This is a genomic window from Streptomyces sp. NRRL S-646 (genome assembly GCF_000720765.1).
In the GTDB taxonomy this organism is placed as follows: domain Bacteria; phylum Actinomycetota; class Actinomycetes; order Streptomycetales; family Streptomycetaceae; genus Streptomyces.
Window position 1 is genome coordinate 319910 of sequence record NZ_JODC01000005.1, and the last position, 12398, is coordinate 332307.

12 protein-coding genes are annotated in these 12398 nt (G+C 67.6%); 6 read left to right on the forward strand and 6 right to left on the reverse strand.

Annotated elements, in window-relative coordinates; all coding sequences use genetic code 11:
• Positions 1-20 precede the first annotated feature (20 nt).
• From IH68_RS0111350 to IH68_RS0111365, 4 genes are all read left to right on the forward strand, one after another.
• Positions 21-1361 (forward strand): DUF2252 domain-containing protein, encoded by a 1341-nt coding sequence (locus tag IH68_RS0111350; RefSeq protein WP_030932462.1) that lies wholly within the window; start codon positions 21-23, stop codon positions 1359-1361.
• Between the two features lie 273 nt (positions 1362-1634).
• Positions 1635-2498 carry an ANTAR domain-containing protein gene (locus IH68_RS0111355; RefSeq protein WP_030932465.1) on the forward strand — a complete coding sequence of 288 codons (864 nt, stop codon included), beginning with the start codon at positions 1635-1637 and terminating at the stop codon, positions 2496-2498.
• Positions 2499-2599: 101 nt separating this feature from the next.
• Positions 2600-3334, forward strand: a complete 735-nt coding sequence (locus tag IH68_RS0111360; RefSeq protein ID WP_030932468.1) for a GAF and ANTAR domain-containing protein — start codon at positions 2600-2602, stop codon at positions 3332-3334.
• A gap of 222 nt (positions 3335-3556) precedes the next feature.
• On the forward strand, positions 3557-3856 hold the full coding sequence (locus tag IH68_RS0111365) for a hypothetical protein (RefSeq protein WP_030932471.1): 300 nt from the start codon (positions 3557-3559) through the stop codon (positions 3854-3856).
• 28 nt (positions 3857-3884) lie between these two features.
• On the opposite strand, the gene pspAB is transcribed toward IH68_RS0111365, so the two are convergent.
• The 5 genes from pspAB to IH68_RS52955 all read right to left on the reverse strand — a co-directional run bounded on the left by pspAB (position 3885) and on the right by IH68_RS52955 (position 10058).
• Positions 3885-4469 carry a PspA-associated protein PspAB gene (pspAB, locus tag IH68_RS0111370; RefSeq protein WP_030932473.1) on the reverse strand — a complete coding sequence of 195 codons (585 nt, stop codon included), beginning with the start codon at positions 4467-4469 and terminating at the stop codon, positions 3885-3887.
• Between the two features lies 1 nt (position 4470).
• On the reverse strand, positions 4471-5388 hold the full coding sequence (gene htpX / locus IH68_RS0111375) for a zinc metalloprotease HtpX (protein ID WP_030932476.1): 918 nt from the start codon (positions 5386-5388) through the stop codon (positions 4471-4473).
• Between the two features lie 119 nt (positions 5389-5507).
• Complete coding sequence (locus IH68_RS0111380; RefSeq protein WP_030932479.1) at positions 5508-5771, reverse strand: hypothetical protein; 264 nt, start codon at positions 5769-5771, stop codon at positions 5508-5510.
• Positions 5772-6171: 400 nt separating this feature from the next.
• Positions 6172-9516 (reverse strand): NACHT domain-containing protein, encoded by a 3345-nt coding sequence (locus IH68_RS0111385; protein WP_159403668.1) that lies wholly within the window; start codon positions 9514-9516, stop codon positions 6172-6174.
• A 203-nt stretch (positions 9517-9719) separates the two neighbouring features.
• Positions 9720-10058 carry a DUF6233 domain-containing protein gene (locus IH68_RS52955; RefSeq protein WP_324607673.1) on the reverse strand — a complete coding sequence of 113 codons (339 nt, stop codon included), beginning with the start codon at positions 10056-10058 and terminating at the stop codon, positions 9720-9722.
• Between the two features lie 59 nt (positions 10059-10117).
• On the opposite strand from IH68_RS52955, the gene IH68_RS0111390 reads away from it, so the two are divergent.
• Together IH68_RS0111390 and IH68_RS0111395 are read left to right on the forward strand one after the other, a co-directional pair.
• Positions 10118-10507 carry a hypothetical protein gene (locus IH68_RS0111390; RefSeq protein ID WP_030932487.1) on the forward strand — a complete coding sequence of 130 codons (390 nt, stop codon included), beginning with the start codon at positions 10118-10120 and terminating at the stop codon, positions 10505-10507.
• Positions 10494-10694, forward strand: a complete 201-nt coding sequence (locus IH68_RS0111395; RefSeq protein WP_030932489.1) for a hypothetical protein — start codon at positions 10494-10496, stop codon at positions 10692-10694. Before IH68_RS0111390 ends, IH68_RS0111395 begins: the two co-directional genes overlap by 14 nt.
• A 158-nt stretch (positions 10695-10852) precedes the next feature.
• Here IH68_RS0111395 and glnA read toward each other — a convergent pair whose 3' ends face one another.
• Positions 10853-12262 (reverse strand): type I glutamate--ammonia ligase, encoded by a 1410-nt coding sequence (glnA, locus tag IH68_RS0111400; protein WP_030932492.1) that lies wholly within the window; start codon positions 12260-12262, stop codon positions 10853-10855.
• Positions 12263-12398: the final 136 nt, after the last annotated feature.

Consider the following 12398-nt stretch of genomic DNA (forward strand, 5'->3'; position numbering starts at 1 on the left):
GGCATACGGCGGTGGCAGCAATGAGCACTCCAGTCGCCCGCGCCGAACGGGGGAAGGCCGCCCGTCGGCGGGTGGCGCGTTCCGCGCATGCCGGGTGGGTTCCGCCCGCCGACCGGGCCGACCCCGTTGCCGTACTGGAGCGGCAGGGACGTGACCGGCTGCCGGAGCTGCTGCCGATCCGGTACGGCAGGATGGCCGCCTCGCCGTTCGCGTTTCTGCGGGGTTCGGCCGCCGTGATGGCCGCCGACCTCGCGTCCCGGCCGCACACCGGGCTGACCGTGCAAATGTGCGGCGACGCCCACCTGCTGAACTTCGGTCTGTACGCCTCCCCGGAGAGGGCGCTTCTCTTCGATCTGAATGATTTCGACGAGACGTTCCCCGGGCCCTTCGAGTGGGACGCGGAGCGGCTGGCCGCCTCTGTCGCCGTGGCCGGGCGGGCGAACGGGCACGCCGAGGCCAAGGTGCGGCGCGCGACGCTGGAGGCGGTGGCCGCGTATCGGACTGCCATGCGGCGGCTGGCCCGGCGGGGCGAGCTCGCCGTCTGGTACGAGCGCATCGACGCCGACAGCCTGCTGCCCCTCGTCCGCTCCGCGAGCCGCCGCAGACAGGTCGCCTCCAGCCTCACCCGGGCCCGCCGCCGCACCAGCCTGCAGGCCCTCGGCAAGCTGACCGAAGTGGTCGACGGGCGCCGCCGGATCATCCACGACCCGCCGCTCCTCGAACCCGCCGGCGCCTCCGACATGGCCTCCCTGCGCAAGATCTTCAGCGACTACCGTTCCACCCTCTCCGAGGAGCGCCGCCTGCTCCTGGACCGCTACCGCTTCGTGGACGCCGCCCGCAAGGTCGTCGGTGTGGGCAGCGTCGGCCTGCGCTGCTTCGTCGTACTGCTGACGGGACGGGACCAGAGCGATCCCCTGTTCCTGCAGATCAAGGAGGCTCGGAAGTCCGTATGGGAGGAACATCTGCCGCACGGCCCGTACGTCCATCCAGGGCATCGCGTCGTCGCAGGTCAGCGGCTGCTGCAGGCGGCGAGTGACATCTTCCTGGGGTGGATGAGCGGGCCGCAGGGCCGCGCCTTCTACTGGCGGCAGCTGCGCGACATGAAGGGCTCCGCGGACGTGGCCGGCATGAGTCCGGCCGATCTGCTCGGGTACGCCCGCCTCTGCGGCACCGCCCTGGCCCGCGCGCACGCCCGCTCCGGCGACCGCATCGCCATCGCCGCGTACCTCGGCGGCGCCGACACCTTCGAGCAGGCCGTCGCCGACTTCGCCCTCGCCTACGCCGACCAGACCGCCGCGGACCACGCAGCGCTGGGCGCGGCGGTCGCCGCCGGTGTGGTCGCGGCGGCCCCCGAGGCGTGATCACCCCCCGGCATCAACGGCGGTCCTGGTCGCCGGTCGAAATGGGCTCCCTGATCGAACAGGCCACCCACGAGCGGCGCACCCTGCGGGTCGACGGCAATCTTCACGGACGTCACCGTCGCCACGCAGCTCAAGTCCGAGAACTCCGGTCCACCAACGAGGAGTTGGAGGCCACCAATGAGGAGCGAGAAGCTGCGCGAGACCGTCCAGCACCGCGTCGGAACCGGCAGGCGAGGAGCACCGCTGCCCAGGCCCGGAGCGTACGCTTCCGGTATGGCCACCGGAGGTGCGGCTGCGGACCTCATGGCTTCCGCGGAGCGGAAGGCCGCCGTGGCGCGCGCCCGCCACGAGTCCGATTCCGACGCCGCCCAGCAGCATGAACTGCTCGCCGGTCAGGCTCCCACCGAGGCCCTCCGGGCCGGGTACCTGCGGATGGCCGAGGTCCACCGGTCGACTGCGGCCCGCCACTTGACCGCGGCCCGGCTGCAGGACGACTACGTGGCCCGGCTCAGCAGCTGGTCGCGTGAGCGGGGTGCTCCGGAGCCGCTGTTCATGTCGGGAGTCGCGGCGGCCTGCGGTACCACCAGTGCCGCCGTCACCCTGGCCGGAGCGACCCTCGAACAGCTCGCCCTGGCCGCCTCCGACGAACCGGCCCGCGCCGCCCAGGAGCTGGAATTCCTGCTCGGAGAGGGTCCGGCCCGGGATGCCACCTGCCTGGTCCGCCCGGTGACGGCGGCCGGCTCGGCGCTGCTCGACCGCTGGCCCGGGTACGGGCCCGCGGTGGCCGGCCTGGGCATCGGCACGGTGGTCGCCGTACCGCTCAGCCTGTCCGGCACCTGCATCGGCGCCCTCGCGGTCTTCGATCCCGTACGGGGCGTCACCGACCCGGACACCTTCGCCGAGGTCGCCGAGGCACTGACCCGCTCGATGATCCTCAGCGTGGACGGCGATCCCGGTATGTACGGCGCCACCGACCTGCGCGCCAAGGTGCACCAGGCCTCGGGCATGGTCTGCGTGCACCTCGACTGCCCGGTGACCGACGCACTGGAACTGATCAAGGCCCGCGCGTTTGCCGAGGGCGTCTCCGTGCACTCCGTGGCGGAACGCATCCTGCGCGGCGAGCTGCGTGTCGGCTGAGGAGGGGAAGACGCCGGGCGTGGACAGGGAAGACTGCGGACACGGTTCGCGACCGGTGATCCGGAAAGCGAATCGATGAGAGGCGAAGGGAAGGCGAGCTGATGAGCACGGTGTCCCCGTCGCAGCGGCGGCTGGCGCAGGCGTTCGTCGACCTGGCCGCCGGCCCGGTCACCGAGGCCGGTGATCCGGCCGGGCTCCTCGCGGCCCTCGCCGCGCACGGAACGGAACTGCTCGGCGACTGTGCCGCGGTCGTGCTCTACGCCCCCGACGACCCCGTCCGCGCAGAGGTGGCCGGCACCGGCGAGGAGCTGCTGCGCCTGGCGCGCTCCGCCGCCGGCTGGGGCGAGGGGCCGGGGTCGGAAGCCCGGCGCACCGGTCTCCCGGTGCCGGACACCGCCCTCGACGGCGACCGGGCCCGCCGTGACTGGCCGCGCTACGCACCCAGGGCCCGAGCGCTGGGCTACGGCCGGGCCGCCGCGCTGCCCCTGCACGCGGGCCACGACACCCTGGGCGCGCTGGTGCTGCTGGGCCCCGGCAGTACCCCGCTGCACACCGAATTCCTGGCGCTGGGCCAGTCCCTCACCGACGCCGCCGGCTGGACCCTGGAACGGGAGCGCCGGCTGCGCGAGACCCAGGCCCTCGCCGACCAGCTGGGCCAGGCGCTGACCAGCCGTATCGTCATCGAACAGGCCAAGGGCACCCTCGCCGCCCGGCACTCCATCACGGTCGACGAGGCCTTCCGCGTCCTGCGCTCCCACGCCCGCTCCCACCGCCGCCGCCTGACGGAGGTGGCCCGCGAGGTGGTGGAACGGAAGCTGGACCTGCCGGCGGACTGAGCGCCGGTGCAGCCGGAAAACGGGATGCACGCCCGGTGACCGTCTCCCTACGCTGGACATGCGTTGCGGAGCTGCCCACCACCGCTTTCCGCAGGACAGGCATCACCCTGCGGGCTCGGGGCTACTCTCTACGCACCGACGGACGGACGCCCATCCCCCAGCGCCCCGTCGGGACGACAAAGCATCACCGCTCACTCATCCACGCTCACACGGAGGCCCGTCATGGGCACCATCGTCATAGCCGGGACCGCGGTCCTGGTGCTCTTAGGATTCGGAAACCACGTCTGGTGGCTGGCCGCGGTCGCCGTGCTCTTCCTGTACGCGCAGTACGGGCGGAGCGGCACCAAGGGCAGCTCCGCCTCACAGTCCTCGCAGCCGTCGGGGGGATCCTCGTCGGGGTCGATGCCGGCCACGTACCAGGCCTACCGCAAGCGCCGTGACATGCAGGCCAAGTGGGAGCGCCGCTACGCTCGCGAGCGCCCCCTGGAGTCGCGCCGTCAGCAGCGCGAGAAGAGCAAGTGAGACGACGTGAACCGCTGGTAGGCGCCGGTCACAGTCCCGGCGCGCCCCACACCGGGAACCAGCGGCTCAGGTCCTGCTCCATCCGCAGGTCGTCGGCGAGCGCCGCCTTCACCTGCAGTTCCAGCGCGTTGTCGCGCCGCTGCCCACCGCCGGGCAGCGGCGCGAACGGGTAGAACGTGCCGCGCTTGTAGAGATAGACCAGCGCGAGCCGCCGGCCGCCCTCGCCCTGGAAACCGGCCAGGGAGCACAGCAGTTGCGGCCCGAAGCCGTTGACCTCCATCGAGCTGTTCACCGCGTGCAGATCGTTGACCAGCTCGGACAGCTGGCCGGGGGAGCGGCGTGAGACCAGCCAGGAGTAGCCGTACTCGTCCTGGCTGAGCTCCACCGGCGGACCGTCCCGGTCGGCGTCCGCGTCCAGCAGGGCCTGGACCTCCCGGTGCGTCTGCTCGAAGGCCCCGCCCTCGACCGTGGCGAAGCACACCGCACCCGTGCCGGTCGGTGTGAAACCGGCCGCGGCCTCGAGGGTCACGGCCGCCGACGGCAGCGCGAAGAGCTGGTCGAGATCGGGCAGGACCGGTTTCGTACGGCCGAGCAGGATGTCCAGGAGCCCCATGTCACCCCTTTCCGGGTGTTGCCGCCTCGCCCAACTCGGCGGAGATCCGCCCCAGTTGGTCGAGCCGCTGCTCCAGGCTCGGGTGGGTGGAGAAGAACCGCTCGATGCCGGGCTCCTTGCCGGTCGCCGGGGTGAAGTAGAAGGCGTTGAAGGCCTGCGCCGTGCGCAGATCCTTGGTCGGGATCCGCGCGATGTCGCCGGAGACCTTGGTCAGCGCGGAGGCCAGCGCCGAGGGCCGCCCGGTGAGCAGCGCCGCCGCCCGGTCCGCGGCCAGCTCCCGGTACCTCGACAGTGCCCTGATCAGCAGGAAGCTGATCGCGTACACGGCCGCCGACACGCCCATCACGGCGGCGAAGACGGCAGCGGTGTTCTGGTCCCGGCGCCCGCCGCCGAACAGCTGCGAGTAGAAGGCGAACCGTACGATCAGGCCCGCGATCACGCCGAGGAACGACGCGATGGTGATCACGGCGACGTCCTTGTGCGCCACGTGCGACAGCTCGTGTGCGAGCACGCCCTCCAGCTCCGCGGGCTCCAGCCGCCGCAGCAGCCCGGTCGTCACACACACCACCGCATGGTCGGGATTGCGCCCGGTCGCGAACGCGTTCGGCATGTCCATCTCGGAGACGGCCACCACCGGCTTGGGCATGTCGGCGATCGCGCACAGCCGGTCGACCACCGCGTGCAGCTCGGGATACTCCTCGCGTTCCACGACCCGTCCGCGCATGGCGAACATCGCGATCCGGTCGGAGAACCAGAACTGCGCGACGAACATCGCCGCCACCAGCACCACGACCAGCAGCCACGACTTCAGCAACACGATCAACGCGGCCACGAAGGCCACGTACAGCAACCCGAGCAGGAACATCGTGACCGTCATCCGCACGGTCAACCGCCGGTCGCTCCGGAAGCGGCTCTGCATCTGCCTCACCCCGCAGTCAGGCACTCGTCCCGCTGTCCAGTGTGCACCCGGCCAGCCCCATGAAGTGGTTCCGATCGGCCCTAGGAGCTGCAAAGGGCACATACGGGTACCCGGTACGGCTAGTACGGCGCCCGAAACTGCGCGTACCCCAGCAGCAGGATGATCGCGGCGACGCTGCCCAGCACGATGGCCGTCGACACCCACGAGGACCGGCGCGGCGCCACCGCCTCGGGATCCGCACGGAACGGCTGCGGCTCCGGAGGGTTCTCCTTCCACCGCGCGGCCAGCATCCGGGCCCGCGCCGAGGGCTCCTTGTGCTCCGCGTCGTCCGCCCACCTCAGGTCGAACTCGCGCTCCTGGTCGTCGTGTTCGCGCTCCGGCATCCTGCCCACCCCCGTGTCGTGTCACCGGCAGAATAGAACATACGCCCGCGCCCCCGCTGTCGGTACGACAGCGGGGGCGCGGGCGCTGTGCCTGGGACAGGCGTCGATCACACGTCGAAGAAGTGATGCTGTGGCGCCGCTACCTTGGAGGCCTGTTCACGGAGGGGATCTGACCAGCGGGAGCGCTGTCGTTGCCGGTCGTTGTCTGTCGTCGTTGGCCACCCTCGGACGGCCCACAGACGGCCCGGCAATGGGGGCTCTACCTGGCACAACGTGTGGACACGTGGAATCTCGCCGCTGGCACGGCAGTCGCCCGTCGCATGGGTGACCGTCGACGGCGACGCATAAGCACGAGGCCCATGATCCGCAAGCACGTCAACGGTCTGAGCAATATCTGAGGCTAAGGAAGCGGCTCGATCCTGTGGTCGCGGAGCACCCGGACGCGCGCTCGACGGCTCACAGTGTAGGCGGCCGAATGAGCCTCCTCCGCCATCTCGTCACCATGGGCAATCATACTCAAAATGATCTCCAAAGACTTGATGTCATCGGCGACCGCGGCCGCTTTCCCTAGTAGACGCCGTTTCCGTCTATCCGCGACTGGCTGGCTCTTTTGCGGGCGCGCGCCAAAATCTGAGGCAACAGCGCCCAGGACAGCATTCACCCGCGACTTCGGAATACTTAGGTGGCTATACAAAAGCAGGTCGCGCACAGCTCTACTAGAATACCGGCGAAGTATGCTATCCACCCAGGCTTCCGAATCCAATACTGCGAGCCACTCGTAGGCATCTCTTTGTTCCCTATGGGACGTTTCCGCCAACGCACGGAGATGCTGCACCATACCGCTCACCCCATATGGGGTGATCGCCTTGGCGAGACGTCGCGCAATGCGTCCCCGCCAGCTGTAGGCGTGCCCGAGATGGGCCTTATAACTCAAGCTGGCCGAGACAGAGCCACTCATGATCTCGCGGTGGATCAGATCGAGACCGGTTGGCGCGCCCCAAGCCGCCAAGGTGGCAGCTGCCCCCGTGGACACGTATGCATTCGAGCTATCGAGAAGCGCTGCAATCTCGCCCTCAGTGCCAGGCGTGTGATCGAGGCACTCCAGAGCGAACCACCTAATTTGCCAGGGCGTCGACTCGTCAGCAGCCAGGTCGAGCAAGGATGCGCGGCAATATCGTCCGTGAACTTCGCTGAAGTTGTCCGCCAGAGCGGCAACGATCGGGAGCCTGTGATCGTCAGGGATCCCGTCCGACTGGACAATATTGAGCAGAACGCCAACGCCTTGTTCGCCTGAAAGACTCAGATACGCGGCCGCTAGTTGAAGACGTTCAAAGAACCAGTCACAGTCGATCACCAACAGCCTTTGCAGGTCTTCGAGAGCAGTTGCATCCCCGCTGTCCCTTAGTGCTGCCACTCCTGCAGTGATGAGTTCGTCCTGGTGTCGTCCTGCATCTCGGGCATGCTCCATCGCATCCAAGACGGACTGCATAGGTCCGCCGACGGCGCCGAGCGCTCTGACAACAGTAGATACGCGCACAACTATTTCGTAACTCGGCTTCCTGTGGGCCGAGATGGCTGCAATTGCCTCCGCCAACTCCGCAAGCAACACGGGCACAGCAGCCTCCAGTCGCAGCGTGCCAAAGGCGGTGATTACATGCCTCGACACTGTGAGTTGACGGCGTTCGCTCCTTGATAGAAGTGCGTGCAAGCCCACCAGCCGATCCCCGACTCCATGTCCGCCATGCATCGCTAGGGCATCCACGAGAGCCGCCTGCACCGCCTCATTCCTACTGCCGTCCCCGATGTACGCAATGATGTCCCTCATATGCCTTTCAGAACCCAGGACACTCACAATTGCCTCAGCCGTACGCCGTCGTTCCTCGGCATATGGCGATGTCTCCAGCAGCTCCCACGTCGTATTAATGATCTGCTGCCGCAATTCCACATCCGCCACCCGCGGGCTACCAGTCAAGCAACGGACGGCCAACAACAAGTCGCTGTGGAACAGATCATCGCCCGGCAAGTCGAGAATTTCACGCCGACCGGATGTACTCGGCCGGGTCCGTCGTGGTCCTGGCACCAATTGCAATACGCCGAGCAGCAGTGGTGACGCGTCCGGCAGCGATCCAGCCAGGAGGAGGATTACCTCTTCCCACCAGGGTTCATAACGGGCTGCAACGGCTCTATCGACGCCATGCACCCCTTCCTCCAGCAGCGCGGTCGCAGCGAAATGCTCCTGAAGGGTGAGATGGAGGAAGCCATACCAACCGTGAGCTTGCACCTTGAGCAAGCCATAATGGGCTGCGATCTCGTGCAGGATGTCGCGGTTGTCGGTGCGTGGAAGGTCGATGGTAGGCAGGTAGTCTGCGATGAGGTCGAGGAGGTCGTCCTCGGGGAAGTACCTCTGACCCCGTTCGTGGTAGTGGCGAGCGATCTGCTTGAGCAGGTCCTGTTTCCGGTCCGTAGTGAAGCGGCTGTAACGGGCGATGTTGCGGTGGGCGTCCCATTCGCGCAGCAGAACCTCGACGCAGCGGCGGTACAGAGCAGCGCGCCGTTCCGGCAGCTCCAGGTCACGCTCATACACGATGGCGATCAGACTAAGTAGCAGTGGGTTCGTGGCAAGGGTTTGTAGGCGGGCGTTTGCGGACAGCGCGCGGACTAGAGAATCGGAGCGGCGGTCATCGTCGCCAAACCAGTTGGCGACGAATGTTTCGATCTGTGGCCACTCGAAATCCAGCGCTTCGAGCACCTGGAACTGAGTTAAGCCGCCGCGCCAGCCGTGACGCCGGCAAGTCGTGGCGATCAGCGCCCGTGGGAAGCGGTTGGCCAAACGGGCCACTTCCTCCGTGACCCGATGGTAAGCGTCCAATGCCTCTTTGGCGCTTCCTCCACCCATAACCTCGTCCAGGCCGTCAAGCAACAAGGCCGCCTGACCTGTTACAAGTTGTTCCTCGACGTAGGCCCGAGCATCGGCGAAGCCATACTGGCTTTCCCAGTGCTCCGCAAGATAGTCGAGCAATGAGGCGTGCCCGCTCTTGACGAAGCGAAACAGCTCAACATACGCGGGGAGTTCTGGTAGCCCTTGACCGGAAGTCTGTTCGGCCATGCAGAGGGCCAGGTGCCGAAGCATGGTGGTCTTGCCGGCGCCAGGATCTCCGACGACAACAATGCGGTGGTAGCGCTGAAGAGCGTCTACGGGAGCATAGGTCTGTGCCGTAGCTGCGTCGAGTGCAGACGACTCGCAGCCTGCCTCGTCGCGGCGGCTTCGGCCAAGCTCTTCCTCCAGCAGGAACCGCGGCGGCTCTTGCTCCTGCACACGTACCTGGACGTACAGGCGATCCAGTTGCATACGGCGAGACATGTCCAGGATCCGCAGTGTCGACAGCTCTTGCACCAGGCGCGCGCAATAAGCGGCTGCCCCAGCCTCAAGGTCGTTACGGCGGGCCGTAATTAGCGCGCCGGTTTGTGCAGCTTCGCGAGCTGTGTCGTTCTCTATCTCTCTAGATATACGCTCACGTTCGCGCCCCTCGGCGCGTTGCTTGAGTTCCAGCTCATGTTCCTTTAGCCGCCGATTCGCAGCTTCCTGAAGATCGATCTTTTCTCGTTCGAGCTTCCTGTTCCGCCGCGCCTGCCAGAGCGCGACTCCAGCCGCGACAATCGCGGCGGTTATTGCTCCGATAGCCGTAACCGCCGGTGTATTGATGATCGACGTACCCGAAGCCGCCGCGACGATCACATCAAGCACCAAACCCCCCACGTCCCCCAGATCTGACTACTCGTCGATTCTCGCACCTACCGACTTGTGCCACTACGCGCTTCGCATAGTTCGCGTCCTTCACCCCGAAGACAGCGACGAGAGGAGCAGTAGTTGAACTTGGCTGCAGCAGGCGCTTGGCCGCCGTGGGCGAAGCAAGCCGCCGCAAGAAGACGGCGGTGGCCACGCAGCGCCTAGTCCAGCATCCCCAGGGCCGTATCAGGCTGGCACTGCGGACACGCCTTCACCCCGTCGGCGAGCGCCCGCCGGGCCTGGTCTCGGCTGATGGCCCGGCTGTGCTTGCCCGCGTTCCAGCATCTCCGACGTGCACGTACACGGGTGCGGCGTGCCGGTTGCGCCCGAGTTCGATCAGCCACTCCGGCGCGGCCGGGCGGGCCTGAACGCCCGCGCTGCCGCTCGCCCTCCCGCCGCTCCTCGTCGGCGATCCAGCGGCGGGTGCGCGCCAGGTCCCGTTCCTGCACGCGCTCCAGGAAGCGGAGTAGCGAGAGTCTCGACGGGACTGGATCGTTCACATGTTCGATTCTATGATCACGGTGGCAACCTGCAATCCCCGAGGTCACCAGGAGGCGGCGTGGCCCGCGAGTGTATGACCTTGGCGGAACTCTTCCGGCGGAACGGCGTTGCCCCGGAGACGCTGCCCCACGCCCCACCATCGCCGCCGGACAGCCTGGTGCGCGCACGCATCACGCAGACGCCGCTGCAGCCGTGTGCCGCCTGCGGCGACGACAGCTCCCACATCCTCGTGCGGGACTTCGGTGACGGCCCCCGCTGGGTTGATCTGTGCTGGGAGCACAGGTGGGCCACCGTGGAGCCGTCGCCGGGCATGCCCACCACGCTGGAGGGCATCCTCGCCGACGTTCGGGAAGTCGCCGCCGAACTGGGCCTGGAGCTGCACCCCATCAGCCCAGAGGAGTTCCAGGAGATGGCCCATCGGGCGAGGGAACGCCGTGGACAGCCCTGAGCGCTTCCATCTCACCCACAGCGCCGGCGGCCGCCCGGTGGCCCACGGCTGGTGGTCGGACGAAGTGGTCGCGCGCGGCAAGTTCGTCTTGTGGGTTGGCCAGTACGGCTCCATCGCCGGCACCCGTATCAGGCTGGTCGACGAGGTCGAAGCCCGCACGCTGGCCGTCTGGCCCGACCCGACGTAGCCGTGTCAGCTCTCCGGCTGGGGGCGCCGCACGGCCCGCTTCACCGCCAGCTGAGCCCGAAACGACCCGTCGGCCGTGCCCTTCCAGCGAGGAAGAACACGGCCGACGGCCCACACACGGCCCAGGGGAGCGGAAACCCGCTCTGACCTGGGGCGATATCACACGTCGAAGTAGAGCTCGAACTCGTGCGGGTGCGGACGCAGCTGCAGCGGGGCGATCTCGTTCGCGCGCTTGTAGTCGATCCACGTCTCGATCAGGTCGGACGTGAAGACGTCACCGGCGAGCAGGAACTCGTGGTCGCTCTCGAGGCGGTCGAGGACGGCGGGGAGCGAGGTCGGGACCTGCGCGACGCCCGCGTGCTCCTCGGGAGCCAGCTCGTAGAGGTCCTTGTCGATCGGCTCGGCCGGCTCGATCTTGTTCTTGATGCCGTCCAGGCCCGCGAGCAGCAGCGCGGAGAACGCCAGGTACGGGTTGCCGGAGGAGTCGGGCGCACGGAACTCGACGCGCTTGGCCTTCGGGTTGGAGCCCGTGATCGGGATACGCATGGCCGCGGAGCGGTTGCGCTGCGAGTACACCAGGTTGACCGGGGCCTCGAAGCCCGGCACCAGACGGTGGTAGGAGTTCACCGTCGGGTTGGTGAAGGCCAGCAGCGACGGGGCGTGCTTGAGGATGCCGCCGATGTAGTAGCGGGCGGTGTCCGACAGGCCCGCGTAGCCGGCCTCGTCGTAGAACAGCGGGGCGCCGCCCGACCACAGCGACTGGTGGACGTGCATGCCCGAGCCGTTGTCGCCGAAGATCGGCTTCGGCATGAAGGTCGCGGTCTTGCCGTTGCGCCAGGCGACGTTCTTCACGATGTACTTGAAGAGCTGGAGGTCGTCGGCCGCGGCGAGCAGCGTGTTGAACTTGTAGTTGATCTCGGCCTGGCCGGCGGTGCCCACCTCGTGGTGCTGGCGCTCGACCTGGAGGCCGGATTTGGCCAGCTCCAGGGAGATCTCGGCACGCAGGTCGGCGAAGTGGTCGACCGGCGGGGTCGGGAAGTAACCGCCCTTGTAGCGGACCTTGTAACCACGGTTGTCCTCGAGGGCACCGGTGTTCCAGGCGCCGGCCTCGGAGTCGATGTGGTAGAAGGCCTCGTTCGCGGAGGTCTGGAAGCGCACGCTGTCGAACACGTAGAACTCGGCCTCGGGGCCGAAGTACGCGGTGTCGGCGATACCGGTGGACGCCAGGTAGGCCTCCGCCTTCTTCGCCACGTTGCGCGGGTCACGGGAGTACTGCTCGCCCGTGATCGGGTCGTGGATGAAGAAGTTGATGTTGACCGTCTTGTCGCGGCGGAAGGGGTCGACGCGCGCGGTGGACAGGTCGGCGCGGAGCGCCATGTCGGACTCGTGGATGGCCTGGAAGCCGCGGATCGAGGAGCCGTCGAAGGCCAGCTCCTCGGCCGGGTCGAAGGCCTCCGCCGGAATCGTGAAGTGCTGCATCACACCCGGCAGGTCGCAGAAGCGGACGTCGACGAACTTGACGTCCTCGTCCGCGATGAACTTCTTGGCCTCGTCGGCGTTCTGGAACATCCAGCTCCTCCTACTCCCGACCGTCCTGCCGGGGTGGTAGTTCGTTCGTGCGGCCAGTGCGGTGGCACACGCTGTCCCCGACCCTAGGGACGGGTGATTTCTCGGGCGTGACCCATTTGTTTCGCACAAGTTAACC

What these genes read in the sequence shown, in the direction of transcription:
- IH68_RS0111365 (WP_030932471.1), top strand. Translation starts at nt 3,557, where the DNA reads ATGGGCACCATCGTCATAGCCGGGACCGCGGTCCTGGTGCTCTTAGGA.
- htpX (WP_030932476.1), bottom strand. Translation starts at nt 5,388, where the DNA reads ATGCAGAGCCGCTTCCGGAGCGACCGGCGGTTGACCGTGCGGATGACG.
- IH68_RS0111380 (WP_030932479.1), bottom strand. Translation starts at nt 5,771, where the DNA reads ATGCCGGAGCGCGAACACGACGACCAGGAGCGCGAGTTCGACCTGAGG.
- glnA (WP_030932492.1), bottom strand. Translation starts at nt 12,262, where the DNA reads ATGTTCCAGAACGCCGACGAGGCCAAGAAGTTCATCGCGGACGAGGAC.
- IH68_RS0111360 (WP_030932468.1), top strand. Translation starts at nt 2,600, where the DNA reads ATGAGCACGGTGTCCCCGTCGCAGCGGCGGCTGGCGCAGGCGTTCGTC.
- IH68_RS0111350 (WP_030932462.1), top strand. Translation starts at nt 21, where the DNA reads ATGAGCACTCCAGTCGCCCGCGCCGAACGGGGGAAGGCCGCCCGTCGG.
- pspAB (WP_030932473.1), bottom strand. Translation starts at nt 4,469, where the DNA reads ATGGGGCTCCTGGACATCCTGCTCGGCCGTACGAAACCGGTCCTGCCC.
- IH68_RS0111355 (WP_030932465.1), top strand. Translation starts at nt 1,635, where the DNA reads ATGGCCACCGGAGGTGCGGCTGCGGACCTCATGGCTTCCGCGGAGCGG.